This is a genomic window from Clostridia bacterium, from assembly GCA_016887505.1.
Taxonomy (GTDB): Bacteria; Bacillota; TC1; order TC1; family UBA5767; genus UBA5767.
The window spans coordinates 413,150-439,823 of sequence record CP069393.1 but is presented as its reverse complement, the minus strand read 5'-3'; the positions used below and the strand labels follow the sequence as shown (position 1 = coordinate 439,823).

The 26,674-nt window shown below is 41.8% G+C and carries 32 protein-coding genes and 2 tRNA genes; 1 reads left to right on the top strand and 33 read right to left on the bottom strand.

Annotated elements, in window-relative coordinates:
* Positions 1-96 precede the first annotated feature (96 nt).
* Entirely contained in the window at positions 97-837 is a 741-nt protein-coding gene (locus JR334_02155) for a hypothetical protein (GenBank protein ID QRN86057.1), read from the top strand.
* Positions 838-976: 139 nt separating this feature from the next.
* On the opposite strand, the gene JR334_02150 is transcribed toward JR334_02155, so the two are convergent.
* The 33 genes from JR334_02150 to JR334_01990 all read right to left on the bottom strand — a co-directional run bounded on the left by JR334_02150 (position 977) and on the right by JR334_01990 (position 26,656).
* A complete protein-coding gene (locus JR334_02150) occupies positions 977-1,333 on the bottom strand; it encodes a hypothetical protein (protein ID QRN86056.1) in 357 nt (118 codons plus the stop codon).
* 376 nt (positions 1,334-1,709) lie between these two features.
* Positions 1,710-4,748 (bottom strand): efflux RND transporter permease subunit, encoded by a 3,039-nt coding sequence (locus tag JR334_02145; GenBank protein QRN86055.1) that lies wholly within the window; start codon positions 4,746-4,748, stop codon positions 1,710-1,712.
* A gap of 2 nt (positions 4,749-4,750) precedes the next feature.
* On the bottom strand, positions 4,751-5,848 hold the full coding sequence (locus tag JR334_02140; GenBank protein ID QRN86054.1) for an efflux RND transporter periplasmic adaptor subunit: 1,098 nt from the start codon (positions 5,846-5,848) through the stop codon (positions 4,751-4,753).
* An 84-nt stretch (positions 5,849-5,932) separates the two neighbouring features.
* The gene (locus JR334_02135; GenBank protein QRN86053.1) at positions 5,933-6,562 is read right to left on the bottom strand and encodes a TetR/AcrR family transcriptional regulator; all 630 of its coding nucleotides are present in this window, start codon (positions 6,560-6,562) and stop codon (positions 5,933-5,935) included.
* A 159-nt stretch (positions 6,563-6,721) separates the two neighbouring features.
* Positions 6,722-6,798: transfer RNA gene (locus JR334_02130), tRNA-Arg, on the bottom strand.
* A 16-nt stretch (positions 6,799-6,814) separates the two neighbouring features.
* Positions 6,815-6,888: transfer RNA gene (locus tag JR334_02125), tRNA-Gly, on the bottom strand.
* Positions 6,889-6,995: 107 nt separating this feature from the next.
* Positions 6,996-7,589 carry an XTP/dITP diphosphatase gene (locus JR334_02120; GenBank protein ID QRN86836.1) on the bottom strand — a complete coding sequence of 198 codons (594 nt, stop codon included), beginning with the start codon at positions 7,587-7,589 and terminating at the stop codon, positions 6,996-6,998.
* A gap of 18 nt (positions 7,590-7,607) precedes the next feature.
* The gene (locus tag JR334_02115; protein ID QRN86052.1) at positions 7,608-8,309 is read right to left on the bottom strand and encodes a Crp/Fnr family transcriptional regulator; all 702 of its coding nucleotides are present in this window, start codon (positions 8,307-8,309) and stop codon (positions 7,608-7,610) included.
* On the bottom strand, positions 8,303-9,022 hold the full coding sequence (rph, locus tag JR334_02110) for a ribonuclease PH (GenBank protein ID QRN86051.1): 720 nt from the start codon (positions 9,020-9,022) through the stop codon (positions 8,303-8,305). Before rph ends, JR334_02115 begins: the two co-directional genes overlap by 7 nt.
* The gene (gene murI, locus JR334_02105; protein ID QRN86050.1) at positions 9,023-9,802 is read right to left on the bottom strand and encodes a glutamate racemase; all 780 of its coding nucleotides are present in this window, start codon (positions 9,800-9,802) and stop codon (positions 9,023-9,025) included.
* 200 nt (positions 9,803-10,002) lie between these two features.
* On the bottom strand, positions 10,003-10,524 hold the full coding sequence (locus JR334_02100) for a hypothetical protein (GenBank protein ID QRN86049.1): 522 nt from the start codon (positions 10,522-10,524) through the stop codon (positions 10,003-10,005).
* A 273-nt stretch (positions 10,525-10,797) separates the two neighbouring features.
* Positions 10,798-11,358: a hypothetical protein gene (locus JR334_02095; GenBank protein ID QRN86048.1), complete on the bottom strand. Its 561-nt coding sequence runs from the start codon at positions 11,356-11,358 to the stop codon at positions 10,798-10,800.
* A gap of 71 nt (positions 11,359-11,429) precedes the next feature.
* Complete coding sequence (locus JR334_02090) at positions 11,430-11,789, bottom strand: hypothetical protein (protein QRN86047.1); 360 nt, start codon at positions 11,787-11,789, stop codon at positions 11,430-11,432.
* On the bottom strand, positions 11,790-12,233 hold the full coding sequence (locus JR334_02085; GenBank protein ID QRN86046.1) for a SocA family protein: 444 nt from the start codon (positions 12,231-12,233) through the stop codon (positions 11,790-11,792).
* A 190-nt stretch (positions 12,234-12,423) separates the two neighbouring features.
* Entirely contained in the window at positions 12,424-12,762 is a 339-nt protein-coding gene (locus JR334_02080) for a hypothetical protein (GenBank protein QRN86045.1), read from the bottom strand.
* A gap of 1 nt (position 12,763) precedes the next feature.
* Positions 12,764-13,387 carry a peptidoglycan DD-metalloendopeptidase family protein gene (locus tag JR334_02075; GenBank protein ID QRN86044.1) on the bottom strand — a complete coding sequence of 208 codons (624 nt, stop codon included), beginning with the start codon at positions 13,385-13,387 and terminating at the stop codon, positions 12,764-12,766.
* Positions 13,384-13,911, bottom strand: a complete 528-nt coding sequence (locus JR334_02070; GenBank protein ID QRN86043.1) for a phage holin family protein — start codon at positions 13,909-13,911, stop codon at positions 13,384-13,386. The genes JR334_02075 and JR334_02070 overlap by 4 nt, the downstream gene beginning before the upstream one ends.
* Positions 13,908-15,347, bottom strand: coding sequence for a hypothetical protein (locus JR334_02065; GenBank protein ID QRN86042.1), 1,440 nt, complete (start codon positions 15,345-15,347; stop codon positions 13,908-13,910). Before JR334_02065 ends, JR334_02070 begins: the two co-directional genes overlap by 4 nt.
* Positions 15,348-15,459: 112 nt before the next feature.
* The gene (locus JR334_02060; GenBank protein ID QRN86041.1) at positions 15,460-16,884 is read right to left on the bottom strand and encodes a hypothetical protein; all 1,425 of its coding nucleotides are present in this window, start codon (positions 16,882-16,884) and stop codon (positions 15,460-15,462) included.
* Positions 16,885-16,892: 8 nt separating this feature from the next.
* The gene (locus tag JR334_02055; protein ID QRN86040.1) at positions 16,893-17,417 is read right to left on the bottom strand and encodes a hypothetical protein; all 525 of its coding nucleotides are present in this window, start codon (positions 17,415-17,417) and stop codon (positions 16,893-16,895) included.
* A 2-nt stretch (positions 17,418-17,419) separates the two neighbouring features.
* Entirely contained in the window at positions 17,420-18,262 is an 843-nt protein-coding gene (locus tag JR334_02050) for a hypothetical protein (protein QRN86039.1), read from the bottom strand.
* 4 nt (positions 18,263-18,266) lie between these two features.
* Positions 18,267-18,608, bottom strand: coding sequence for a hypothetical protein (locus JR334_02045; GenBank protein ID QRN86038.1), 342 nt, complete (start codon positions 18,606-18,608; stop codon positions 18,267-18,269).
* A complete protein-coding gene (locus tag JR334_02040) occupies positions 18,605-20,485 on the bottom strand; it encodes a hypothetical protein (GenBank protein QRN86037.1) in 1,881 nt (626 codons plus the stop codon). The genes JR334_02045 and JR334_02040 overlap by 4 nt, the downstream gene beginning before the upstream one ends.
* Before the next feature lie 215 nt (positions 20,486-20,700).
* Entirely contained in the window at positions 20,701-21,063 is a 363-nt protein-coding gene (locus tag JR334_02035; GenBank protein ID QRN86036.1) for a hypothetical protein, read from the bottom strand.
* 12 nt (positions 21,064-21,075) lie between these two features.
* Positions 21,076-21,900 (bottom strand): hypothetical protein, encoded by an 825-nt coding sequence (locus JR334_02030; GenBank protein ID QRN86035.1) that lies wholly within the window; start codon positions 21,898-21,900, stop codon positions 21,076-21,078.
* A gap of 1 nt (position 21,901) precedes the next feature.
* On the bottom strand, positions 21,902-22,282 hold the full coding sequence (locus tag JR334_02025) for a hypothetical protein (GenBank protein ID QRN86034.1): 381 nt from the start codon (positions 22,280-22,282) through the stop codon (positions 21,902-21,904).
* Positions 22,282-22,659, bottom strand: a complete 378-nt coding sequence (locus JR334_02020; protein ID QRN86033.1) for a hypothetical protein — start codon at positions 22,657-22,659, stop codon at positions 22,282-22,284. The genes JR334_02025 and JR334_02020 overlap by 1 nt, the downstream gene beginning before the upstream one ends.
* On the bottom strand, positions 22,656-23,060 hold the full coding sequence (locus tag JR334_02015; GenBank protein ID QRN86032.1) for a hypothetical protein: 405 nt from the start codon (positions 23,058-23,060) through the stop codon (positions 22,656-22,658). Before JR334_02015 ends, JR334_02020 begins: the two co-directional genes overlap by 4 nt.
* On the bottom strand, positions 23,050-23,319 hold the full coding sequence (locus JR334_02010; protein ID QRN86031.1) for a hypothetical protein: 270 nt from the start codon (positions 23,317-23,319) through the stop codon (positions 23,050-23,052). Before JR334_02010 ends, JR334_02015 begins: the two co-directional genes overlap by 11 nt.
* Positions 23,320-23,331: 12 nt before the next feature.
* Entirely contained in the window at positions 23,332-23,589 is a 258-nt protein-coding gene (locus JR334_02005) for a cadherin-like beta sandwich domain-containing protein (protein QRN86030.1), read from the bottom strand.
* Between the two features lie 20 nt (positions 23,590-23,609).
* Positions 23,610-24,794 carry a phage major capsid protein gene (locus JR334_02000; protein ID QRN86835.1) on the bottom strand — a complete coding sequence of 395 codons (1,185 nt, stop codon included), beginning with the start codon at positions 24,792-24,794 and terminating at the stop codon, positions 23,610-23,612.
* 22 nt (positions 24,795-24,816) lie between these two features.
* Positions 24,817-25,419, bottom strand: a complete 603-nt coding sequence (locus tag JR334_01995; GenBank protein QRN86029.1) for an HK97 family phage prohead protease — start codon at positions 25,417-25,419, stop codon at positions 24,817-24,819.
* Positions 25,412-26,656: a phage portal protein gene (locus tag JR334_01990; GenBank protein QRN86028.1), complete on the bottom strand. Its 1,245-nt coding sequence runs from the start codon at positions 26,654-26,656 to the stop codon at positions 25,412-25,414. The genes JR334_01995 and JR334_01990 overlap by 8 nt, the downstream gene beginning before the upstream one ends.
* Positions 26,657-26,674: the final 18 nt, after the last annotated feature.

Genomic DNA, 26,674 nt, shown 5'->3' with positions numbered 1-26,674 from the left:
TTTATTCTATCATGAATGCATGGTTAATTTGACTATAAAACTAAGACTCGCTATGATGAAAGAAGATAAATCTAAATGATTAGAAAGAGGTGACCCATGAAGAAGCAAACCTATGCTTTTATTTTCATAACAGCCATTGCACTTATGCTAAGCGGTTGTAGTGCTAGTTCCACAGGCGATAACGCAGAACAACTTGCCACTGACCTTGAAGCCTGCCAACAATCCGTAACAACACTTGAAGCAGAGTTAGCAGCAAAAGATACCATTGTAACCTCCTTAACTACCAAAGTTGAAGATTTGGAAACATCGCTTGAAAACCGCAGTTCAACACAAAACGTCACCCTGCTACAAGAAGCCCTCGACGTTATGTCGATGATTGCCAACCAAGATTCACAGGGGTTAGACACCAAGGTAAGTCCTACTAGAGGCGTACGGTTTTCTCCTTACCCCTATATCGATACCAACAACGATATCATTCTTTATGCTGGCAGCACTGTCCCAACTATGTTCACCAGTAGTGCAGTTCAAACTTGGGGATCGTATAGCGGTAGTGGTGACCCTATCACAAGTGATTTTTCGACATACTACAGTGGATTTGTCTATGATGAAGACTATCTAAACCCTGAGTTGATTGGCATCAACACGCTAATTGGCAGTGGAAATATGATGAACAATTTGGAAACAGTCTATGCGAACGACCAATATGTAGAATTCCATTTTACTGGTTTCGATCCTAGCGTGGAGGGCTTAGACTGGGGAAGTCTAATTTTAGTATTCGATGATGATAATCCGAATTGGGAATTAGTAGGCATCGTACATGGAGAATGGACTATATAGCAGCAGTTCTTTAACACAATATTAATTATGAAAGGCCACAGTAACAATGAATTACTGTGGCCTTTGTATTGCCATTATTCATCCATAGCATCACATTTTTTACTGTATGGTTATTTGAATAAGGTTACCTTGAATCAAATTATTTTTTTTTACAAAACCCGAGCACCCCAAGCAAGGCAAAAGCAGCCAAGGAAAGATAACACAGTGGTAGCCCTTGAAAATCTGGGCATTGAGCAATCATCAAAAATTGGCGAGAAGAAAACCAAATAGCCAGCAATAATCCCAATCCTGTCCCCAGTGCATGCAGAATCTTGTGATCCAAAACTATTGATACAAGAACTATTAGATAGGCTAGTAGCACTAGAAAGCATGCTGGTATATTGAAAACTTTAGGACAATAATCCCCTACGATAAGCTCACTTAGAACCAATTGAATTGACCATGCAGCACCCAGTACTGATATGAGTATTTGGGCTTTACTAGACTTTGTAAGCATCGTTTTTCTCCTTATCTATTAACAAACAGAGATATCCTGTTAAGACGCAACCTGGTAGTTTTTGGTTAAAACACTTGCCCTTTCATATTATGCTATACAAGGTTACTGCCTCCAAAAAAAAGACTCCTTTTGGAGTCTTTTATTTTCCACTGCTACCTTGCGCAAAAAGGAGTTCGGAGACATTTGAAGAAAAGACTGTATTATTATTCATTATGGTAGCAGTAAGAGGAAGTATACTTTAAACTTCTCCATTTAATCATGTACTCCTCCTTCATTTTTCATCTTCTTTGAATTATTTACCCTATCCAACTAGACTTGACCTTCTAACCATATCCTGTCCGAATTGATAGCTGTTCTTTGGCTTAATAGCCTTTTCTTACATCGTTTCAAGCGATTTGTTGCCCATCACCAAACAATACATTGTTGGTACTACTACCATGGTTAAGATTGTCGAAAATCCGAGTCCCGTCATAAGTGCAATGGCTAGAGGTCGGAAGAGTTCACCACCTGAAATCAGTAATGGTATTAAACCAATCACCGTAGTCATAGTACTAATCGTTATGGGACGGTAGCGCCTGTCTACTGCTGCTTTGCATGCCTCTTCTACCCCCATTCCCTCATCTCTAAATGTATTGATTGCATCCAATAAAACGATTGCATTATTGACGACAATCCCCATAAGTGCTATTAAGCTCATCATAGCCACAAAAGTAAGTATCTGGCTCGTTATGAAGAGGCCTATCAAAGCACTAGCCATTGCAATCGGTATTGTTGCTAGAATAACCAACGGTTGCCGGAAGGAGTCAAACTGAAGTATTAAAATGGAAAGAATCATGAGCAATGAAAAAATACCCAGTTTCATTAAATCTACAACACTTTCTCTAACCCGTTGCAGCATTCCCCCAAACTCAAATTTTACATCATCATAATTTTCAGCATCTATATATTCTTTTAACTCATCCTCCACTTTTTGGACAGAATAATCCGCACCTACATCGGCCGATAGTATTATTGATCTTTCTCCAGCATAATGATTAATCATAGGAAACGCTTGTACCAATTTAACTTGTCCTAATTCTTTTAGCTTGGCACTTTTACCAGTCATACTAGATTTTATTACTAGATTTTCAAAATCTTCAAGATTTAGGATATCACTCTTAACGATTAGTGCTGTTTCCTTTCCATTTTTATGTAAATTCGAGACGCTCATGCCCATCAAAGCTGCGCTCGCTTCCTTCTGGATATCCAACTTACTAAAGCCATAATACCCTGCTTTGGCTTCATCAATTTCAACATAAAATTGATATTCCTTGCTCGAAAAATCGTTGGTAACATTGAGCACGCTATCCATAGACTCCATTTTTGAAATCAGCGAATACCTAATTTCATCTAGCCTATCCAGGTTTTCACCCAGTATTTTGATTTCAATGGGTCTTGAGAAATTTCCAAGTTCTAGCAATAAAGTTGATGCGCTTCCCCCAATTAGTTCTTGGCTTAATTTGGACTGAATATATTGCTGTAACTCTTTTTTGTCATCGAACCTTTCACTTTTAGATAAATCAAATTCATACGCTATCTGCGCTATATCCGGTGAGGCACCGCGAAACATAACGGATAAATAGAACTTTGGTAGATTACTGCCCACAGCCGTATAGTAATTACCGAGTTCGGGCACGTCTTGCAGCAGCGCTACTGTTTGGTCTGTGAGTTTTTCTGTTTTGTCGATGTCCGTCGCAAACTCTGATTTTAAGTCGATCTGAATAATGTTCTTATCTGCTTTGGGTAGTAATATTGCTTCCATTCCCATTACGGAAAACCAACAAGCCACTACGAAAAGTAGAGTTAGGACGACTGTCCGTTTCTTTCTTTTAAGACTGGCATTCAACAATTTTTTAAACATTCTTTTAATCTTTGAGTTGTTTCTTTTTTTAGTTTCTACGGTTTTCTTAAATGTCATTGCTGCAATAACTGGTGTCGTTATGATTGCACAAATATAGGAGGCAATTAGGGCGGTCGTTACCACAAAAGGAACGCCGTGAACAAACTTACCGACTGTTGAATCTAGAAGCAGCAAAGGCATAAATGCAAAGATTGTGGTCAGCGTGGAAGTTAATATTGAAAAGGCTACTTCTTTAGTTCCCACTATGGCAGCCCGGATATTTTCTTCACCTTGATCAATATGGTATTGGATTGAATCACTTACTACGATCGCATTATCGACCAGCATACCCAAGGAAATAATCAGGCCAGATATGGACATCTGTTCTAGTTTTACACCAAAGAAGTACATGACCATCATACTTAACGCTATCGATAGCGGAATCGCAGTGGATACCACAAGTGCATTTCTCCACCCCATACCGATAAATACGACTAAAATTACGAAAATGATTGCTTCCAAAAGGTTGATCATGAAGGTATTGATTGATTTTCGCACTTCATCTGGCTGGTATACCATATAAGAAAACTCAACATCGTCTGGGAGTTGCCTAGCTAGCTCTTCTATTTGCTTCTCAATATTTTCCCCAACCATGACAATATTTAAATCATCCTCAAAATACCCCGCCAAATAAACGGCTTTCTTTCCATTTATGCCCAACCTAGGATTGTCAGGATTTGTCTTAAACTGCACATCCGCGACATCTGCAAGTCGAATATTTCGTCCATCCGGAAAAGTCATAACAACAATATTGCGTATATCCTCGATACTTTGAAGCCTCACATCCAAGCTTACTTCAATTTTACTTCCACCATTGTCGATGCTTCCCGTTGGCATTGTTACGTTTTCTGCTTTAATCTTATTTACGATTTCATTCATTGAAATCGTAAGTTGTTCTAATATAGCATGGTCAATATTTATTTCAATTTCCTGTTCAAGGTCTCCATATATATCAAACCTTGTCACCCCATCAATTTTTGCTAACCTTTTTTTAAAAAGTTCTGCGTAATCTGCAAGCTCCTCGTAAGTATAGTTTTCTCCGGTCAAGCCGAAAATCATTCCTGGTGTTTCCATAATTTCGGTATTGGTTATTATCTCCGTGACACCAGAAGGCATATTGGGTTTGAGTTCTTCAATAAGATCATCCAATTCACGCCACGAGCTTTCTATATCAACGCCATCTTTAAGCATAACCATAATAGAAGCCATATTGGACTTAATATATGTTTGAGCATAATCAAAACCTGTAATTTCAGTAAGTCCATCTTCTATCGTACCTACAACATAATCCTCGATTTCCTCGGGAGAGCCACCAGGAAAAGCAACAAATACAATAGCGCCTGGCGCATTTAAATCTGGGCTTTCCTGACGTGGAAGAAAAATATACGAATACATACCAGCAATCATTGTTACAAAAATTAAAAATATGGTTAGTTTTTTGTGTTTTAAAGACCTGGCCGTGATTCCTTTGTCCATGATTAACCCTCAAATTCCTGTGTTTTTACCAACATACCTTCAACGAGTGACTTCATGCCTGAAACAACAAGCTTATCATTTTCTTCCAATCCTTCCACCCATGCTTCATCACCTTTTATTTCTAATACATTTATTGACCGCTTTAATGATTTACCGTCTTGTATAACATAGACAAAATCAATGGTAGTGGACTGAATACACTGGATTGGAATCCAAATTCCTTCTGTACTTCCAGCTACTACTTCAACACGTACAATGGCGCCACTCATTAATTCTTTCTCCTCAATCTCAATTTCAACCTTGTAGGTTGATGTCTGGGCATCAGGCACCTCATCGACAAAGATAATCCTTCCTTCTTTTTCTACTGTATCCATCGTGTAATAGACTTTTTGGCCTATTTCCAATAACTTTTTATCTTCTCTTGTTACATGAATGACGATCTTTTGTTCTTTAGAGCCTACCAAAAATACTGGCTGTCCTGGTGCAATGAATTCAGATACTTCGTATAAAATACTATTTATGACACCATCTTGATCTGCATAAATTGTCCCATCTGCAATGTTTTCATAAAGTCTTGTTTCTTCTGAGGTCATGCGGCTGCGATTTTCTAGCGCAATTTCATAGTTTAACTTTGCTTGTTCATAGGCTAATTCTTTTGCATCCAAAGCAACTTTGGAAACAGCTCCTTCCTCAAACAATGCGGTATAGCTATCATATTGCGTTTTCGAGTAGGAAAGGGCTTCACTGGCCTTCAAAGCTTCCTTTTGGGCTATCTGTGATTGGCTTTCAAGACTCTCACTTTGTAGACTATTATCCTTTGTATCAATCCTACCTAATTTTGTACCAGCCTCAACATAGTCCCCTTCCTGGACATAGATTTGTTCGAGGTATCCACCCATTTTGAAGCTCAATTTCTTTTCAACACTCGGCTTCACAATACCTGTGTACGATAAGGTATCATCTTCCAATCTATTTTTTATTTCAACTACGCCAACTGTTTTGTAGCTAGGCTGTTCCTCTAAATTAGCAGTTTGTCTAGAACAACCAATAATGCCTGTACCTAAAAGGAGTATTGTTCCAATAATGATCCATTTTTTCATACTCTTTTGCCTTTCTTTTCCCATCTACTTTTTTTGCGAATTTGTTCGTATTAAATGATTTTTTAAGAGGGGTTCAACCCCCTCTTAAATTTTCCCAATCAGTGACATTCGAATTGTCTTCCTTAATTTTTCCTTGCAAGCATTCTTCGTCATATCTCCCATAATTATATATTCAAGGAATACTATTCTCATTGTATTCAATACATACATTGCGAATTCATCTGCTTCAATACTTACTTTCATAATATTTTCTTCCAGTAGTCGTTTTATAAAATTTGAAATAATTTCTTTCATGTTATTTTCTAAAAAGTTTTCCATCGTCTTCTTGATTTCATCAGATGCAGATATGGAAAAGAGGACAGAATGGAATTCCTTTATAATGCTTTGATCCATATCAATCAGGGAAGTAGGTAGTGCAAACACTGCATCTGTTAAAACTTCCGCTACCTCTTCAATACCCATATTACTAACATCTAAACCATCCAAGTGGACATGCAAATCATTCCTAGATTCAATCGATGGAAGAATCGTATTTATGAAGAGAAGTTCTTTTGACGAATAGTAACCATACAAGGTGCTAGCGCCAACACCTGCTTTCTTCGCTATATCCCTTATTGAAGCTCCTTTAATGCCTTTTTCTAAAAATATCTCTCGTGCAGCCTTTTGTATCCTAATATTTGTTTCTTGTTTTTCTTCAGCAGTAACCTTTGACATATTTCCTCCATTGCGAACTGGTTCGCTTTAGAATAAGTATATACCTCTCTCTAATAATTGCAAGTTAATATTTAGACACATTTCAATTATTGCCAATTACTCAGTGTTTCCAAATAGGCATAAAAAAAACCGAAACCCTAAAGATTTAGGCTTTCGGTTTGGTACGCCAGAAGGGATTCGAACCCCCGACCTACGGATTAGAAGTCCGTTGCTCTATCCAGCTGAGCTACTGGCGCATGGTTACAAAAAAAATGGAGCGGGTGATGGGAATCGAACCCACGTGGCCAGCTTGGAAGGCTGGAGCTCTACCATTGAGCTACACCCGCATGTCATAACTTCACAACCGCAAGACTTATTATATAGAGTCAGATGGCGGATGTAAAGAGAAATTTTCCATTTTTTGTATTTTTTAATCTCAACTTATTGTCATCATTTATAGAGCATACAATTCTCGAATGATTTTTTCTATACCCTCAAAGGCCTTCTTTCTATGACTAATCGTATTCTTTTCTTCAATAGTAAGTTCCGCCATAGTTTTATTCCGCTCAGAAATGAAAAACAATGGATCATAACCAAATCCACCTGCACCTTTCGGTGCATGTAGAATCACACCTTCTACCGTACCATTCGCAGTATAAGACCGACCATCTGGATAGACTAAGGCTACTACCGATTGAAAACGTGCTGTTCTTTTCCCTGCGGGAATACCGTGAAGCTCCCGAATTAGCTTTCGATTGTTCGCAGCGTCTCCTAGTCCTTCAGCATACCGCGCTGAATAAATACCTGGCGCACCGTTTAAGGCATCTACTTCTAGGCCAGAGTCATCGGCTAGACAAGGTAGTCCCGTTTGCATAGCAGCCACCTTGGCTTTCAAAATTGCATTCTCCGTAAAACTCTGACCGGTCTCTTCAGGGTCGAAGTCGGGAAGTATTGTTTTAATAGGTACTACCTCAATTCCCAGCGGTGCTAGTAAAACTTTAAAGTCTTCAATCTTACCCCTATTGCCACTAGCCACCACAAATTCCATTCTTTTCTTTTCCATTGATTATTCTCCTGCCAATTCAACCAAACGATCAAAATCTGCTATCCAGAATACTCTTCCTTCAGATTGAATTAATCCATCCCGCTTCATCTTGGCTAGCTCTCTAGAAAAGCTAGGTCGAGCCACTCCAAGATAGTCTGCTGTATCCAAAATATTCATCTTTAGTTTGAAGCGTTCCTTTCCCATTTCCCGCTGGCGTTGCACGAGAAGTCGTGCAATTTTTTCCCTTAGAGAGCCCAAGGATAGGATACCCAGCTGTTTGTGCAATCCCATTGCCTTTTCTGCTAGTATACTCATTAGGTTGAGAATCAACTGATTATGGTGGTGACAGTTTCGTTCACATCGTCCAATAATATTAGTCAAGGGGAGCGCAACTACTACTGCATCTTCTTTAGCTTGGACATACACTGGCCATTTCTTTTGCCTACCGAAGGCTGCAACTTCCCCAAACAAGTCTGGAGGGGTTAACAAATCACGCACAGAACGTTCACCCTCTGCCGTTTCCTTGAAAAGCAAGAGGCTACCAGACAAAACCAAATGAACAGCATTTATTGCATCTCCATCGTGGGCATATATTTCACCCTTTTGGAGACTCGTTACCCGTGGATTAAAGCAATCTAGCAAAAAAATGATATCCTCTTTTGTCATCTGATTGAAAAGAAGGTTTTTGGACACAATGCCTGCTATTTCAATATGACTCAACATGTGCCTAGCACATCCTTTTGCAAAGCAAAAAGCTCTTTCAGTCCTTTTTGCCCTAGTTGAACCATCTGATTCAATTCCTCCTGATCGAAGGTCTGCCCTTCACTAGTTCCTTGAATCTCCACAATTTGATTGGGATACATCATCACTAGATTGAGATCTACGTCCGCTGAGGAATCTTCTTTATAGTCAAGATCAAGGAGCAAGGTTTCCTCGTTTTTTCCCACACTGATGGCCGCAACCTGGTGGATTGGGGGTAGCTTGTCCAAATAGCCCATCTTTACTGCTTTCTCCATCGCTTTTACAAAAGCAATATAGGCCGCCGTGATACTAGCACACCTTGTCCCCCCATCTGCTTGCAACACATCACAATCCAAGGTAACCGTTAGGCCTGGTAATTCACGCAAATCTACTGCAGCTCTTAGAGCTCTTCCTATTAAACGTTGTATCTCCATTGTTCGCCCAGACTGTTTTCCTTGTTTTGCTTCACGAGGAGAGCGGCTTCTATTAGCCCGTGGCAACATAGCATACTCTGCTGTAATCCAACCACCATCTTCTTCAGACTTCCAAGCTGGAACAGCACGCTCAACGGTTGCCGTACAAAGCACTACCGTCTTTCCTTGGCGAAACAAGCAGGAGCCTTCCGCAAAGGCATTAAAATCTATCTCCACGCTCACATCACGTAGTTCATCTTTTTTACGATTGGCTCTTTCCATCTATACCTCCACAATATCCAACGTTTGAAACTCTGAGAATCCATGGCCCGCAAAAAGCAGTGAAGCCTTTTTCGAAAATGCTTCACTTTCGAAAGAAGTATAACAAATACTCGGTTCATCATGCCCGCCCTTGTAATGCAATATACTTCCTACCACTTCAACACCAGGGTCAATCAATTGGACGTCCTCTCCCATAATCTCTTGAATGAGGTCTCTGAGAAATGGATAATGCGTACAACCCATTACTAGGGTATCCACTTTTTCTTCTTGTAGAGGGGCTAAATAAGCGCCTAGAGCATCCTTCAGCTGATATGAATCCACATCGCCAGCCTCGATATACGGGACTAGACGTGAACAGGCAACAGTGTGTACGTCTACATCTTCACGCTTGGAAAATATTTTCTTTTGGTAGACCCCACTATTTACAGTCGCTTGGGTCGCCATAAGGCCAATCTTCTTTTTCCCTAGCTTTGCTGCCTTACTAGCCCCCGGGTTAACCACTCCGATGATTTCTGCCCGGTCACCATATTTTTCTTTTAGAAGGTCCAAAGCCAGTGCACTCGTGGTGTTACAAGCATCAATTACCAAGGTTGCACCTTCCGAAATAAGGAATCCAGTAATTCTGTCTGCAAGATGAATTAATTCCCCTGGTTTCTTTTCCCCATACGGCACACGCAAAGTATCGCCATAATAAATAATCTTTTCTTTAGGATATATTTCCCGTAAAGACCGAACGATGGTAAGACCGCCCAGTCCTGAGTCAAACACTCCGATTGCCATGATGTTTACCTTTATCTTTCATTATAAGTACTGCATGTTTTTTTATAGCGAGTTAAGTTGCAATAGCTTTTATTGACTGATTGTTATTAGGTATTTAACAACTTATCAGCTCGTATTATATCACAATGGTTTGTAATTTGTCTTCTGCAACGTAGGCAAAATGTCGGCAAATTAAAAGCCCCCGTTTCCAGGGGCAGATATCATTTTCCATTAATTACGTCATAAGTCACAATTCCATCGATAACCGTAAGTAAAGTATTGTCGGTATTTTCGGGATTTACAAGTTCAATAGTATAACCTGGTAGCATATCTGCAATATTTTCTGAAAGTACTATCATAGCACCTACTAAAGTGTCCCACTCCGCTATTGAATCTTGATCTCCGTCAAGAGCCATCGTCAAGCCAAGAACAAACGCTTCGTCGAACGGCGTAATATAGAATGTGTTAATATCACCATTCAAAGCAACTAACGCGATACCCTCAAAACTGTCTTCGAAAATCCCCAAGGCCAAAGATTCTAATGTTTCCTCACTTAGCTCGTAGTCTTCCTCGGCCACTGGTTCTATGGCCACCAGTTCTTCAGGTGCAGGGATGGCTGCCGGTTCTTCATCTGATCCACAGCTAACTATTGCGCTAAACACACCTAGTACAATCAGGATAATAAACCATATCCGTTTATAAAACGGTTTCTTAATTTTTCCTTCTTTTACCATATTCTCCACTTCTTTCTCTCCCTCGTGAGATGATTATACTATACTCCCCACAAAATTGGAACAACGTGCAAACACATTGGACTCAAAATCCAGCGGGGTTCACCCCCCGTGCGGGTTCGACTCCCGCCTTCGGCACCATACGTATTAGGGCTCCCAACGATTTGGGAGCCTTTTTATTTCTGTTGGTTATATGTGGAAATAGTGAACAAAAAGTGCACAGTCGTTTTAAACATAAAAAAGCCCCTGTCTCCAGGGGCTTAAGTATTTAACGTTTGTTCCTTGCTATCTAGAAGACATCGTACTCACTGTCATTCCCATTGTGAAAGGATCTTTCTCTCCTCCAGCAGCTTGATTTAGTTCTACAATAACTCTTTCAACATCAGCTCTCGCCCGTACCGCATTCTCCTCATTACAATACTTTTCCCATTTGGTTTTAGGGGTATGTGAAAGTATATCATCTTTTATGTTTACATTTTTATTAACTTGTAATTTTTCTGTTCTTCCATGCGCCAGATTATCACGAAAACCAAATAAGTTCTTCAACGTCTGATATGGCCTACGAGATGGATCTCTTGTGATATCAAACTTGTCACATAACACTGAATATTTCTTCATCACTGGTTCTCTATCAATCCTTTCCCAATCTTCTATTTTTTCCTTACCTAAATGATTCAAAAATGCCTCAAATGTAAATGCTGTAAATAGCATGCTCCCTAATAAAGCATAATAACCACCCTCTGGGTAGTCCTTGCTTCTTTCTAGAAGCACAAGTGATCCATGATACAAATTTGCAAACGTTCTTACATCTCGTTCAATTTCAATCTTAGCATCCTTTGCCATCATTTACCTCCAATTATACTCCCCTTCATCCTACACCTTTAATGCAAAATAAAAAAGCCCCCTCCTGAGAGGGGCTAATTATGCACTTTATGGTTTGGGTCCAATCTTAATACTTTAAAACGGCCATTCATCACTATTCCGTGAATTCTGAAGCCGGCTGCTACTTTATAGTGTATAACCTGAACATCTTTAAACGTATCTTGTTTATCAGGTTTCCTCTTAAATTTCTTATCAACTTGTAGCCATGTCATTTGTGACACCTTATCGAGAAAAACTTGAAACTGCTTAATCTGAGAGATTTGAAGATTTGTGAGGTTATACTCCTTCTCTAATGTAAATTTGAAGCTAATTATAAAATCGCGATTTACATCTCCAACACCTGCCAGTATACTACCAGATCCTTTTGTCTTTACTTTTGTCAGTTTTCTAGCCACTTAAGCATCGTCCCCATCGTAAATACTAGAGTAATACTCTTTGATGGTTTTCAGGTTAATGTAATGGTTTCCTCTTTCGAACTCCTCTAAGCCCCTTCTAGCTTCTATCCAAGGTGGTTCAGAGTGGGACAATGCTTCTAATGAATTCCCAGTTTGGTCACCATACGTTTCCCAAACACTTTCTAATAATTCGATATCTTCATCAACAATCTTAGGTTGAGGTCCTTCAAAATCGATTTTCTCCCAACCGTGACATTTATACGCTTGGTACAAGCTATTGGAGACAGGTCCATGCACCCAAGCCTCAAATGGTTCATCAAAAATCTCAACATCCTTTAAGGTGTAGAACCAAGCATATGCATAATAGCAAAGCTTCTGCAGTTTTTTGTGCGTCATTGGCTCTTTGTGCAAAAACCAATTCGCGATTTCCATAATATCATACATCACTATCGCCTCCTTACATTCCTTCTTTTACATTTCTAGTATACTATTACCAATATATCTGTCAACTATGATTAATTGCGAATAGTAACCGTTACTGGTAATTAGGCTGTATTTGGTATCTCTTAGTGGCAATTATCAGGCATTACATTTCTGCAAAATTAAAAAGGCCCCCATCACGGGGGTCTATGGTTTACTCTACTGTATTATCTAGTGTCGCCTCATAGATAAGCGGCTCCAGCTTGTCTTTGTTTATTTCATATACAAAAGCTTCAAGCAACCGTTCAACATCGTCCTCTTTTATTTTAAATTTAGAGTTGATAAAGTCTAGCACCCATTGTTTCTTCTTGGCTCCGCTGCCAGGGTCCGAGAATACCTGCTCTGCGGCATTTACTGCCAACTTAATCGCTTGCAGGAGCTTGGCATAGTTCTCGGCTCCAACCTTCTTGGTGATCCAGGGCAAAACAAACGCCATCAACAGGATGGCCAGCACTCGGATAATTACCTCTAATATATCGATATTTGAAAACATGTTATTCCCCTTTCTTGCTTAGCAATCTGACAGCTCTGGCTATCAGTGCAACTGTTTCAATGCGTGTGATGGTGTCAAATGGTCTGAGGTTGCCCGCGTTGTTAGGATTAAGCATTCCTAGGCTATTTAGATACTCGGCTTCTGCGGCTCCCCAATGGTCTTCTGGCAAATCTTTGAAATGTTTGCTCATGTGCTTTGCCTCCAATTCTTCCAGGTATTTGCCTGGATTAGTGTGTGTTCCCCATCCAAAAGACGGCGAGGACTTCAGTCGCACTTCGTAATGGCAATGAGATCCAGTTGAAATTCCAGTAGTACCTTGGCGGCCAATAATTTGGAACTCATTTACATTGTCGCCTTTTTTAACATCTACAGAGTTAAGATGTGCATACATGTGTAGCGCTCCAAAGGAATCTACAATTGCCACTACAATTCCATAGCCACCAAGACCGGTTCCACTTTCTGCCATTTTTGCATGGACAACGGTTCCTGGAACAAAAGCCTTGATAGGCGACTTGTGCGGTCCCACCACCAAATCGATGCCAGTATGGAAAGATTGCTTTTTCGTGATTGGGTGAATCCTTGGTCCATACGGACTGGTTATTCTAAATTCTGCAAATGGTTTCATATCGTGGGGCCTCCGTCCCCTGAGCTATTGTCAATATCATCATCCTCTAATATTTGCTTTTCTTTTTTCTTCGTCCAAACTAATAGCCATTTCATGTCAGCGCCTGCGTCGCAAAGGTTTTCTAGTATACTTTGTGCTTCCCTTAGAAATATCACAGAATAGATAATAGTAGCCAAGAATACGCTCACTTGCGTCAGCATCGTAACTCGATACGATAAACCGGCAAGAATGAATACAACTAAATAGGACACCAGCTTAATGCTAGTGCCCTTCCATAGTTTGTTAGAATCAATAATCCTACACTTTGTTGCTGCTCTAAATCCTCCGCCAATTTTTGATAGCGCTAGATATTTCGTTAATATATCTAGTATAATAGCAATTCCTACTGCACCAAATGCGTTAAAATATGCACAATCCGGAAATAGTACATAATTAATGATACTGATTGCAACAGCGATGATTGGCTTAGCACCGCTAAATACCTTTTCGAAGTAGTTTGTCCAATCCATTAATAATGTCCTCACTTTCCAGCCACCGCCTTTGCAATAATGTCATATAGTTCCTGTTTGCGATTGTCTCCTGATATTTCTTTCGCGGTCAGTGTTGTAATCGTTCCTCCATCGTTCTCAATATCGCCCCCAGAATCAACTGAAAGGAGCGTCTTGGCGCTTCCGCCTAACGCATCAATAATGTGATTCACAGAGGTTACAACAGCCTGGGATAAGTATTCATAGTCTTCGGCATCAGTCACCTCGAACACATCTCCAGACTGTATCTCTGGCCTGATTGGGACTTCGACCTGCAAGTTGACTCCTATATATTGGTATGCAGTCACGTACTCGTCACCTAGGAGGCCAAGTTCTGTTGCGTCCAACCCCTCGACCGTCGTGATGTATAGCGTCTTCTTGGACCCTAGGTTCCAGCCATCGAAATTAGGGACATCTTTATATACCCGGACAATGCTGTCGTCTGCTTGCTTTGATTCCAGCGCCAGCCTAGAATAAGCGCCATCAGCCTTCTGGGTTATCGACCTGGTGAAAACGTCGTCCTTTTTGAATTCATGGATTGCTAACGGGGTGAAGGTAGAAAGGTAATCAGCCCCACCAAATACCAAATCTCCAGCTGGAGTCTCCATCATGTCCCAATACCAATACTCATGCAATATATTAGCTAGGCCTTCTGATATTTTTTGGCTAGGCTCAAATACCACGCTCGATGCAGTTGATCCCGTTGGATCAATAAAAACTTTAGTCATATCAATGCCGGCATCTGTTAGGATGTCAGTCAGCACACTGATACGTGTTCCGCTATATGATACATCCTCGTCGAATGTTTGTTCCTTGAGTAGATACCCGATTGCATTCCTGCCTTGCAATTGTAAACTGTCCCCGGTCTTACTCCAGGTCGCATTATCCACATAGACTGTACAGACCGGAATTATGTCGGCATCGCCCACGCCAATTTTCCCTACAATCCGCGAGCCAGGCGCATAAATTGAGCTGTCCTTATTAACTGCATCTTCTCCAGGATTGGCAATTGTTAGACTTGCATCTTTGATAGAGCTTTCTCCACTCTCGGATGTATCTAAAGATTGCAATGCGTCAGTCAGTTCTTTGTAATAGGCATATCTGTATAGATATAATCCTGCTGAAACAGCAGGAGTTGGATATCTACCTTCGCCTGCTGCTACTGCTATGGGAGTTATGCCAGCCGCCCAAACCTCACCGTTAAAATTATGTTGCAGCACAAAATCTGTTAGTCCAAAATTACCCATTCGTGAGTTATTTTCCCACGTTTTCTCAAGCCAATCTCCTTCCTCAATTTTTCCGTAAGTACTTATCAACGCATTGTCCGAATCACGAATAATTATTAGCTGCGCTGCGTTATCATAGTAATGCACTAGACCAGCCAAGTCACCAGTCCTGGCATCGTTTATAAATCCATCCCACGCCAAAGGCATTTCGTCACCACCTCGCTAGTGCTTGTGCAATACGGTGCAGTGCTACAATCCACACTGCTGCCGCAACAATCAGACATGTTATTTCAATTTTACCAAGTATCATAATTATCTCCTAACTCGGTGTATATTCATTAAAAGTCAGTTCTATTTGCACATTTTTAATGACATGTTGGGAATCCTTCGCAATACAGTTTGGTTCATATGTCATAGTAACTGCATCCCCATCTGCTGGGGCAGAATCTGCAATTGCATGATATATGCTTCCTGTACCAATGAGATTACTGATATCTCTAGTGTAGGCTGTGGTGTAGGAATCAACAATTTTATAGTAGCGTTTATTCTGGTGTTCGATGTCGATAGTTTTTGTCCCCGTTGTAGTATTGGATCCATATAGAATTTGCGTCCATGTTTCACAATCGTCAGATGAATACATTATATAACGTCTCCCTATGACGTCTGTAACGGACAACATATCATTGCATACGTTTTCTAGAATCATCGGATGTATGTTTGAATCTGGGTCAAATGATATTACTTTTAGCGCCGGTCCTAATTGGGCTAGGTCGAGAGCCCCTATCGAATAAACAAAGGAAGCGTCTACCTCCACATCATTTACATACAATTTTGCAGTCCCATTATCTTTTACATTTCCAAAAGCGCAACTGAATTTTTTGTTGGATCCGTCTCCGGTTCCAACTGATTCTTTAATTATTGCCGGTTGTGAAAAATTTGTAACGGGAAGTTCTGCTATCATAACAGCCATTGAATCATCCCCAAGTAAGCACAGTTCTTTCAAACCTCCAATATTGCCTGTACTACTAGATAAATCGGATAATGTTATTGTCATCTTTTTGTTAGTTGGATCATAGGTTACACTGTTGTCTATATTCACCGACTTATAATCATATACACCACCATCCGCTTCATTCGCTTCCATATTACGAAACTGAACATTAAAATCAGATGTGCTGCTTTGAAACGTCAATCTGTTCAGTATATTTGCAGAGGTAAAACCGTATCCTGTAAAACGAACTGCCCCGGTTAGCGGTATTCTCACATAAAACGTACCAAAAATATCCACAACCTGGTCCACTAATTTTATGATGCTTAGTGGATTACCATTTTGATCTTTAATCAACGACTTAGTACATAATCCCTCGGTTGAAGTACGTCCGAAACCAACCTCTGATATTGATACACCAACATATTCCGATGCTTCAAGCCTAATATTCCCTGTTATTTTAATCACGCCGGTTGTTTTGAAATTACTGTAATCCCAGGCCATGTTAGTCGTACTTTTTCCGCCTTCATATGCTGTCATTGATGTATCAGATGATGCTGGTGTAGTAGTCCCAGATCCAAAATAAATATGGGATAAACATTCGTCCACGTCGGAATCACTTTGCAGAAATTCATTCCAAAAATTATCAAGGATAAGATTGTAGGCTCTTTCCTGCCTTACCACCTTGTTTGTTTTTACGTCGCGAGACACAATGTCGAAGTGATTATGTATCCCAACTACAATATTTTTTTTCATGCACCCTCCTATAACGGTACTCCGTTAATATCACAATATTGACCTGATAAAGATACACTGGCCACCTGCATGTAAGCTGTTTCTTGGTATGCTTCAGAGAAAACAATCTCTTTAATTTCTCCCGCGACGTCAACCGAAGCAAGCTGCATATACTCATCTCCGGTGTAAAGATTCCCATCGAATAGCTCGCTAATCTCTCCCGACAAATTAGTAGTCACTAAATCCAGATAAGCGTAATCTCCCGGCACGGGGTACAACCCCTGCAATTGGAGTTCTTTTTCAAATGCAGAAAATGGTATTTGCTCGCTTCCCATTGCTATACATCCTAGGCATTCTAATAATGCTGGAAGCACAAGATTGTTTATGTCCTCAAATAAAATATCCACTTGATTCTCATTTGGTCCTTGGGTCACCATAATCGGGTATGTATATTCATTGTATGCATTTTTAATCCTTAGCTGAGTTTTTTCTATATCAGACACATGATACACTTTACCGGAGTATATCAATCTCAATCTTTTTCCGTAATCCATAACTACTCCCCCACAGTCTCGATCGATAAGAGTTCTGGAGGTTCCTTACCCCATAAACCACTGAGTTTGATAGTAGATACCCCTATGTAGTCCTGGCGGAAACCTCCGGGACGGCTTTTGCCCATTAGTGTATAAATATTACTGTCATCGCCTTTCAATTGTAAAACTACCCGATAATCGAATGTCCTGCCAGCCCACACGTCTAACCAATTTGTCACACCAATGGGTAATTCCGTGATTTGTGTAGTTTCTTGCACTATGCCATCAAAAATGCGAGATTCCCACAATGTTCCTGCATTGGTTATGTAAAAACAAAATATGCCATCATCAACATCTGCAGCTGACGAATACAAGCCCGCTGTAGTTGAAACTTTACTAGCCGATGAGCTTAACGTCATTTCTGCTGATAAATCTAAATTTTTGAACTTAACATTTCCGGAACTATCAATCCAAAATACATATGGATGCTCGCCTATCGTATAGGCTTCTACAATGTCGTTTTCTTTTTGCATTATATTTTCAAAGCAAAGCGACACTTCCACAGCATCTGAAATCGTTTCTAAAGTATGCCATTCCATTTCGTTAAGATTATCGTTGGTATCTGAATACATGATAGTCGCCGAGCCACTTACCACCTGAGCCATATAAATGCGATCAGCCAACATATTATTTAATGGCCGGCGCACGGCAATGCTACACGCGGTACCGGCATCTGCTACCTTCTGCCGTTCCCAGAATCGTTGTGCGGAGATAGCAGTAGTTGGTCTAGTAATATACACCTTTGGCTTAATGGCTTGCTTGCTCTCTTTTAATTTTGATAGTAGTTGATCACTTGCGTAATACATCGCATCACCCCGTCACTGCCAGCTCGAAGTCAACCGTGCATTTCTGGTTCAATCTTGGAGCAATTATGTCATAGGTGGGTTGGTCTAGCATGTGTCCCGTATACTCAACGCCATCGAATTCCATGCTCAAGGTTTCCTTGCTACTTGCATAACTAATCAGCTTTTGAATTGTTGCATAGGAGCAGTTCAGTTGCATAGTTAGCTTTGGGGAGCCTTCGCCGATGACTTGAGTGTGCCAGGTCCCGTTTAATAGCCGCTGAGTGCTACTGCTGCTTACATGCGCCAGTCTTGCTTTGAGTATTTCAACATCAAGCAATTCTCCGGAGGAGTTTTTCAGGTAGTTCATTTGCTCCTCCTTTGCTGTCTGGCTAGGTCATTCTTGATTCGGTCCACGACTACCTCGACGGCTCCCATGAGTTGTCCTTGGTCGTTTACTCCCTCGACCCGGATGGTCCCGCTGTGGTCAACTCTACTGGTACCACCACCCGCAAATGCTAGGCTGCCACCACTCAGACTCGTTTGCATGCCATCAAGATTGATCATGCTACTGGTCGCTTTGTCGATGTCCCGCTTTGTGCTTTTGATACCCTCAATAAATCCCGCCCCGGTATTTTCACCGAAACCGGCGAAGACAGTCGAGGGAGAGTTGATGCCCAGTAGTTTCTTGAAGCTCCCCTTGATGTTCTCAGCAACCTCTCCGATTTTTTCTTTAACTTTGCCAATCATACCTGTGATTCCGTCAATCAATCCCTGGATGATATTCTTGCCCAGCTCTTTGAAGGATGTCACAAGGTTCTGGCCTTTTTCAATGAGTCCAGAGAAGAATGACTGGATTGCTTCGACAGCATTGCCAATCCCGTTTTTCACGCTCTCAAAGACCACACCAGCAACCTCTTTGACTTTGTCCCAGTTTTTATAGAGTCCCACGCCGAGCGCTATAAGACCAGCAATAGCGGCAACTACAGCAACTACTGGCAATGATATCGCACCAATCGCACCACCAACTACACCAGCGGCGGTTCCCACAGCTGCAAATACGGGAGTTAGAGCTGCGATTCCTGTCATAATAGAGCCAATTACCATCAAAAGTGGTCCAATGGCTGCTACAATGCCACCGATAATCAGCACAGTCTTTTTACCTGTTGGACTCAACGCATTGAATTCCTGCAATAGACCAGTCACAGCTTCAGTGACCGCGGTAACTATCGGCTGTAAGGTTTCACCCAGTTCAGCAATAGTAAGCTCGAATTCTTTGGATCCCTCTTTGCTCTCGACCAATCCTTCGTTGGCAGTTCTGTATGCCTCATTCACTTCTGCCAAACCCGTGTTGGCTAATTCTTGCAGAATATAATTCTCCGCTTTTCCAGCCTCTTGTGCTGCGACAAGTCCTTCATTAAATGTGTCGAGGTTCACACCTGAACGTTCCAACAGCTCAGAGAAACTACCTACAGCAGAGCCAGTAGCCAATGTTTCCTGAAGGCCATCAGCCAACCCCTCAATCTTTAGAGTATCCGGGAATTTAATGACTGCACCAGATAAGGCATCAACAGCTGAAGTGATGCCTTCTTCGCTAAATCCAGTGGCTAGTAAATTAGAAAGTGCTTCGATATTGGAATCAGAGTCTTCGCTCACTGCACCCAGCCTCACGAATTGGTCTTCCATTTTTTCTGCCGAAATACCAGCCTGGTCTGCATTTGTCTCTAGTTTTGCCAAGTCCTCCCGCAAATCTTGAGTCCCAACCACAGCAGCGGTCACTCCTGCCACAATGGGAGCCGTAACCTTTGTTGACATTGTGCTGCCCACGTTTTTCAGACTGTCGCCCGCAGTTTTTAGGTTTTTGGCCAGATCCACAGTTTTCGTTGATGTCTTTTGAATTGAGGTGTTCAGACTTTTGACCTGTGCCTCTGTCTTTACGATTTCACGCTTCAAATCCCGGTATTGTTCCTCAGTAACTTCGCCGCGCTTGAATTGTGCCTGGACTTGTTTCTCGGCTTCTTTTAATCCCTTCAATTTCTCTTGGGTCGTGTCCACCGACTCGGCCAATATCTTCTGTTTCTGGGCTACAAGCTCGGTGTTGGTTGGGTCCAGCTTCAGCAGTCGGTCCACTTGTTTCAGCTCCGTGGCCAAGTCTCTGGAATGCTTATTGACGCCAGCGAGTGCCTTGGTCAAGGTGGTCATTTCCCCGCCCAATTCAAGCGTCAGCCCTTGTATTTTCTTTGCCATATCTTTCACCTACCTTTAGAATGAATCGAAATCATCCTGTCCTGCCATCCTACTGCCATCATCTTCTTCGGATTCCAACAACTCGTTGACACATGTTGTCAAGTAATCAAGAATCATTCCAACAGTCATCCTATCAAAGTCAGATAAAGACAAGCCCCCCTTGATCGCACTGTGTAGCAATTTCTCCGTTGTGAGTTCAAAGGGGGTGTCGTTAACTATGGTTTTTTTTTACTTTCGACAACCGTGCTAAAGGAGCTACGAATCATTTCAAGCCATTCGCCCAAGTGATCAGTCAGTGGGAACGTGGAAAAAGTGTCCAGCCACTCCATTGGTGGCAATATATCAGGGTCTGCGGTCTTTGCCAGTGTCCACACCATGTCGTAAAATATCAACATGTCAAAAGCATCAACGTCAACAACCTTCGCTGGAGATTCTTTGGTTTCTTGTTTTATTGCTTGGTCAATCTTGCAAAGGTCCTGAATTGCATCACGTCCGAATTGCTGTTTGTATCTAATTAAATAAGCACCAGTGCTTTTGAATGGTATCTGACGACCATCAATTTCAATTACTTTTTCCACAATCCTAACCTCCTAGTCGCTAACCGTTACAATGCCCATGACTGAGTTACCTTTGTCGAATTCAACCGTCACGATATAATCGCCATTATCAAGAGTTGCAAAAACCGCACTGTCAATATCAACATCAACACCATTCGGGGTCAAGTACACGCCGCCGATATTAGCATCGTCAAGCATAACATTCTTTACAGCGTTGGTTGCATCAGTGGAAGTCACATCGACCTCAACATCGGCTGGAGCTCCTTTGCTAAAGGCTGCTGTGATAGCAGTCAGCGTATTGATTGCTGCATTTTCAACATAAACAGCAGTGTAAAAATCATCATAACCAGCAGTGCCCTCTTTGACTTTAGCCTTAACGTTGCCGTTTGTTGGGTGAGGTCTGACGGTGATATCCATACTGTCGGTCTTTGGCTCTTTGCTGCTAGTCTTGGTGCTGCCCTCGACGTTTGGTCTGGACCCACTTACATAATATGCAATATGTCTGACTTTCTTAGCGTCGCCATTAAACTCAAACATCAGAGCGAATTTATTGGGCTTCGCGTTAGCGTTCTCTATCAATGCACCGTTGCCGTCTATAGTATCACCCAGAATGTCCACCCGGAAAGAATCTGGAATGACAGCAATTTCCAAACTTCCCTCATAGCCATTGTTCACTTGTTCCTCGTAATACTCCACATCGTCTGCATAGAATTCCAGTTTGTCACCGGATGCAGACAGCGACAAATTAACTGCACCAGGGATCAAGACCGGGGTAGCATACGCAATGACACCATCCGACTCTGTAATAGGTGCATAATGGACATTTTTAAGTCCATACTTTATCTTATTTTCGCTCATATCATGTTCCTTTCTTTACTTCATCGATGATAGCATTTACCATCTGGTCGATGCTTCTTTCAAACGTTTTGCGGATAAACGGATGACCATTTTCTGCATACTCCAGGATATTAGAAAGAGGGATTGATCCCTTCTTCCCAGGGACCATGACGGTGTTGCCGACATACCGTTTGAGTTTATATTTCTTGCCTTTGCCCTTCCAGCCCTTCTTGAAGCTTTTGGTCACACCTTCTGGACTATCAGCTTTTAGGTTTTGAATGAGTATCTTTTCGGCAGCCGTCAAACCCGCTTCTGTTGCATGAAAAACAGCGTCTCCGTATTGTTCCAATGCTTCTGCAATCGCAGCCTCCAGGGTATCTGGTGTTACCTTAATACTAGCCATCAGATAACCCTCATGTATTCAAATTCAAAGACTGTCACAAAGTACCCGATATCATCCACGTCACCAGCGTCTAATTTCCCGAACGGCAAATCGAAACCTGCAGCGCTCATTGATGCTTCAATCAGTTCTTCATTGGCTCGAACTGCTTGACGTCCTGCATACGTATTAACCAGGCTGCCACGATAATAATACTTAAGAGATATGCTCGCCTTTTTCATCACTGGCACATCGTCTGCAAAGGATTCTTCGGAATCGCCCGATTGCGAATATACAACATACTGGCTCGCATCATCACCGCTTTTGGTTTGGTCATGAACTAGAATGTCCTTTCCAGACAATGCTGAATCAAGCGTCGTTTGTACTAGGTTTTTGATCATTTACCTTCATACCTCCTGACCTTGAATTCCATGAATTGATTCTCATTCTTGATATTATCAACCCCGCCCCAGAGCTCATACACATTGGGGTTGTTTTGATTGGGAACGTCATCAACTACTGCAAGTGGATCCAAATTCTTCACAATAACCACTCTAGAAGTCCGAAGTGCCGCATAGACTGTCGGGTTGTAAACCATCCGGAGTGTTGCCGAATCCTTCACGCCCTTTGCTTCTGCTGCTGTCGCTCTGTCTCCGTAAGACCCGCCCCACTCACAAAAATGAACTAGTTTTCCAGTCTCACCAATTGCAACCCATGAGGCATCGTTCCCTTTGCCCTCAATGTATGCCTGTTGTTCTTCGTACATTTCCAGTGGCGTATTGGGGTTAAATTTAATCATCATCAGCAGCCACCGTCCTACCCTGTATGATATAGCTGAGTAATACTGGATGATTAGTTAGTGATGCGGGGTCTGTTGATTGTGCCATCTTGCAAAAGAGTGCAATAGCCTCAACCACAAGAGGGGAGGCGCTGGTGGTGTCCCAACCAGCACCCGCAAAATACTCTTGAGCCGCACTAATCATCTGAGCAATTTCTGCTTCTTTATTTTCCTCGGTGTAATTGATACCGAGTCTTCTCTTTACGTCATCAATTAGTGCCATAATGTATCACCTCTAGGACTTCGTAACAGTCACGACGTACTCTGTTTCTGATTCTCCATCTGTCACTGTGATTGTCACTATGTTTTCTCCGGCTTCCCAGCTTGCTGCCTCACCATTTACATGAGGTTCGCCATTGAGATCAATATCAATCACGGCTGACGGGTCGTCCGTCGTTGCCGTGATCACATTGGTCGCATTGGTTGTTGCCACCGCATATGCAAGTGTTTCAGCGTCAAATACTGGGTCGAGTGCTAAAGCGCCGATAGTCAATCCGGATAATGAGCTATCGACTACGCTTTTTTTGTCACGGTTACCAAGGAGTTTTTATCTACGACTTTACCATCCACAGACATCACAGCTTTAGTCAACATGTCCTCAGTATCCCAGTCCTGCTTTTTCTGAACGCCCATGTCATAGATGGTGTTCAAAACATAGTCCTTCAGATTAAAGATTGCTGCAACGATGGTGTCACTGACTACAGTGCTGGCATAGCTGTCCATGTATTCGTTGAGAACAACCCCACGTCCTAACAGTGTTCTCTCAGGAGCTCCACTGATTCCATAGTTGACGCGTGCGATTGGCTGTCCGGCTGTATCCTTCATTCCGATGAATCCCATAAATGTTTTCTTGGTCATGTGCCATAATGCCTCGGATTCATATGCTAAAGGCAAGGCTGCTTCTGCATCAACCAGTGTTTGATATTCCAATTTGCCATTTGCGGCGACATCAACGTTCTGGCCAGAGACAACAGTCTCAGCGAAGATACCTTTTGGAGAAGTAGTACCATCTGCACCAGAGAAAATCGTAGATTCAATTTTCTTAACCATTGCTTCGACAACCTGTGAGACAAACTTATCCTCGAAGATTGCAAGTGCCATTGCTCCGACTTCGGCGGACATAGAGATTTCGCAACGAAGTTTGAATGCAGAGAAACTAATAAAGGATGTGGTCTTCTTCTGTTTGTCAGAAGATGCACCTTCTGAAACCCAAGTAGCAACCGGCTTCACGCTGGATGTTGGAATGTTCACACCAGAAGCAAAACTGGTCTTAGTGATCAGTGGCAAGATCATACCAGTCGCTTCTAGTTTCTCGATGATACGATTCGCAATGGCCGTAGGAATTACGCTACCGACGTCGGAGGTCTTGGTGCTCGCATCAGTTCTCAGCTCCGGAGCAATGGGCGTTCCACGAGTAATGAACTGCTGGAATGCCTTTCTGTATTCCATATCACCATTTTCTGCAGTTCTTTCAATGATGGGTGCAGAAACCATACCAGGAGTAGTACCGTTTACTGCTGCAGTTCTCTCAACAGTAGGTGCATCTTCTGGAAGTTTTGCAATCATGTCTTCTAGGTCTCTGATTTCAACATTCAATGCATCTACGATACCATTTATGCTGCGTAATTCTTCTACGCTTTCGATAGTTTCAGCAGATGCGACCTTTGCGTCTCTTGCTTCTTTTTTTGCTGCTAACATTTTTAGTAATTTATCTTTCATTTTAATTAGCCTCACCTTTCAATTTAATCCTTAGCTTCAGTAGTTCTCGCTCGTGTAAGCTATCCAGCCGCTTTTCCTCGCTATCCAGCAATTCCAAGCTGCGAGCATAAATTGAGGTACTGTCGTAGAACGGTGTGTCCACAACCGATACATCCCACAGTTTCTCAATATTGTTAACTTCTCTAATCGTTTCATCGTCCTTGAAGGTCCACGTGTCACCGCCTTCCGCAACGTTGAATGCAAAGCTCATTTTATCGATAAGGCCCTCATTGATAGCCTTATATAAATCTCTATTACTCTGAGTGTCAAGAAGGTCTGCTTCGACCTTTAATCCTTTTTTGTCTTTAATAAGTCGCAAAGACTTATTGCGTGTGCGGGCCATAATCATCACATTGTCGTTATGGTTATACCTCATCGGAACATCTTTCATGTCAGTTTTATCAAGAGCCTTTGGTTTAATAACCTCGGTAAATTTTCGGTTATATGTCTTATGAGTCGCTGGCTTATCGAAAGTAATCGCATATCCCTCGATGGACATCTTATCTTCGCCATCATCAGACGCTCTAATCTCAATAATCCGTCTTTCAAATTTTTCTTTACTCATTCGGTTCACTCTCCTTTACACCAGCTTTGCTTTTTTGATAATCGTCAACCTCGTCAATATTGACAAAATTCAAAGACTGCAGCCTTCTGTCTCCACCAGAAAATGGTGCGAGCCCAAACATTTCATTGATTTGGTTCAACGTCATAATGCCAGTCTCTTTGGCCAGTCCTGCCAACTCCATTTTGTTAGTGTTGTCCATGTAATTGACTTTTGAGTAATAGCACTTGATCCGGTGTCCTACATCCTGCTCCCTGATACTAAAAGAACAAGCCGTCATGGCTTGCTCTAATTGGACTATAAAATCTTCGATGGTTGTCTGGTAGAAAGCACTGTGCTGACTTCCGGTATAATCACCTGACAGAATCGCGGCTGATACGCCATAGCGTTCTTGCATGACCGCCTTGAGAAATGACATCACATCTTTTGGAATATCAGGTGGCGAAATTTTTACAGGCGTGAATTCTCCGGATAAGTCAGTTGCGACCATTCCGTTTTTACTGGTCGTTATGTGGCTTTCAAAGTCGTCCCTGATTTTATTCATTTTGGCTGCATCGCCAAGCGTTTTGGCTGAGAATACTCCCTTGACTTGAAGGCTTGACTCGATGCTTTTCGGCAATCCCTGGATTGTTTTATCTAATGCGTCAAGCGTTCGAATGACATCTCTGTTGTTCATCATACCAAGGTCGTCACCGCCGCCAATTATAGTGTTGACACCTCTGCGCCATTTCAAATGGATAAGATCTGCATAGGGCAATGTGTAGCTGCTGCCATCTGCAAAGTCGAACCGTATTTCCCAGGGCTTCCCATCAATCGTGCCAATGTAGATCCCCGATGGGTTCAACGGATAAAACGCCAGGAACCGCTTGAATTGTCGCCCATTGGGCAACGTCACCACCTCATACTGTGGATAAATAAATGCATTCCCGTTCTTTCGCCGCAACCATTCAACGCAAGATAAGAAGTCACTCGTTGTCTGCAATGGGTTCGGCTTGAATCTGAACAGCCGCGTGATATCGTCATTTTGGACTTGTAGCATATCACCTGTTTGGACAATGCTTTTAATTTCAATTTTTGATATCTCAGTTGCTACTCGATCTATAGCGTTGTTCACATAATCGGACAGATAAATGTCCTGGCCGAAATTTGTGAATATTGGCTGGCTATTACTCAACCAGCCACCCCAGTTGGTTGGTTGTTTTGATGGTAAAATACTTTTCAAATAACTCAATACTCCCAATATCTCAACCTCCTTCCC

Excerpts from the sequence above, each read along its gene's own strand:
- JR334_02055 (QRN86040.1), bottom strand. The coding sequence starts at position 17,417 with ATGGATTACGGAAAAAGATTGAGATTGATATACTCCGGTAAAGTGTAT.
- JR334_02015 (QRN86032.1), bottom strand. The coding sequence starts at position 23,060 with ATGATGATTAAATTTAACCCCAATACGCCACTGGAAATGTACGAAGAA.
- murI (QRN86050.1), bottom strand. The coding sequence starts at position 9,802 with ATGGCAATCGGAGTGTTTGACTCAGGACTGGGCGGTCTTACCATCGTT.
- JR334_02115 (QRN86052.1), bottom strand. The coding sequence starts at position 8,309 with ATGTTGAGTCATATTGAAATAGCAGGCATTGTGTCCAAAAACCTTCTT.
- JR334_02155 (QRN86057.1), top strand. The coding sequence starts at position 97 with ATGAAGAAGCAAACCTATGCTTTTATTTTCATAACAGCCATTGCACTT.
- JR334_02045 (QRN86038.1), bottom strand. The coding sequence starts at position 18,608 with ATGAACTACCTGAAAAACTCCTCCGGAGAATTGCTTGATGTTGAAATA.
- rph (QRN86051.1), bottom strand. The coding sequence starts at position 9,022 with ATGGAAAGAGCCAATCGTAAAAAAGATGAACTACGTGATGTGAGCGTG.
- JR334_02050 (QRN86039.1), bottom strand. The coding sequence starts at position 18,262 with ATGTATTACGCAAGTGATCAACTACTATCAAAATTAAAAGAGAGCAAG.
- JR334_02060 (QRN86041.1), bottom strand. The coding sequence starts at position 16,884 with ATGAAAAAAAATATTGTAGTTGGGATACATAATCACTTCGACATTGTG.
- JR334_02145 (QRN86055.1), bottom strand. The coding sequence starts at position 4,748 with ATGGACAAAGGAATCACGGCCAGGTCTTTAAAACACAAAAAACTAACC.
- JR334_02010 (QRN86031.1), bottom strand. The coding sequence starts at position 23,319 with ATGGCACTAATTGATGACGTAAAGAGAAGACTCGGTATCAATTACACC.
- JR334_02075 (QRN86044.1), bottom strand. The coding sequence starts at position 13,387 with ATGAAACCATTTGCAGAATTTAGAATAACCAGTCCGTATGGACCAAGG.
- JR334_02095 (QRN86048.1), bottom strand. The coding sequence starts at position 11,358 with ATGATGGCAAAGGATGCTAAGATTGAAATTGAACGAGATGTAAGAACG.
- JR334_02140 (QRN86054.1), bottom strand. The coding sequence starts at position 5,848 with ATGAAAAAATGGATCATTATTGGAACAATACTCCTTTTAGGTACAGGC.
- JR334_01995 (QRN86029.1), bottom strand. The coding sequence starts at position 25,419 with ATGAGTAAAGAAAAATTTGAAAGACGGATTATTGAGATTAGAGCGTCT.
- JR334_02025 (QRN86034.1), bottom strand. The coding sequence starts at position 22,282 with ATGGCTAGTATTAAGGTAACACCAGATACCCTGGAGGCTGCGATTGCA.
- JR334_02030 (QRN86035.1), bottom strand. The coding sequence starts at position 21,900 with ATGAGCGAAAATAAGATAAAGTATGGACTTAAAAATGTCCATTATGCA.
- JR334_02040 (QRN86037.1), bottom strand. The coding sequence starts at position 20,485 with ATGGCAAAGAAAATACAAGGGCTGACGCTTGAATTGGGCGGGGAAATG.
- JR334_02135 (QRN86053.1), bottom strand. The coding sequence starts at position 6,562 with ATGTCAAAGGTTACTGCTGAAGAAAAACAAGAAACAAATATTAGGATA.
- JR334_02120 (QRN86836.1), bottom strand. The coding sequence starts at position 7,589 with ATGGAATTTGTGGTGGCTAGTGGCAATAGGGGTAAGATTGAAGACTTT.
- JR334_02065 (QRN86042.1), bottom strand. The coding sequence starts at position 15,347 with ATGCCTTTGGCGTGGGATGGATTTATAAACGATGCCAGGACTGGTGAC.
- JR334_02150 (QRN86056.1), bottom strand. The coding sequence starts at position 1,333 with ATGCTTACAAAGTCTAGTAAAGCCCAAATACTCATATCAGTACTGGGT.
- JR334_02000 (QRN86835.1), bottom strand. The coding sequence starts at position 24,794 with ATGTTAGCAGCAAAAAAAGAAGCAAGAGACGCAAAGGTCGCATCTGCT.
- JR334_02085 (QRN86046.1), bottom strand. The coding sequence starts at position 12,233 with ATGTATGATATTATGGAAATCGCGAATTGGTTTTTGCACAAAGAGCCA.
- JR334_02080 (QRN86045.1), bottom strand. The coding sequence starts at position 12,762 with ATGTTTTCAAATATCGATATATTAGAGGTAATTATCCGAGTGCTGGCC.
- JR334_02020 (QRN86033.1), bottom strand. The coding sequence starts at position 22,659 with ATGATCAAAAACCTAGTACAAACGACGCTTGATTCAGCATTGTCTGGA.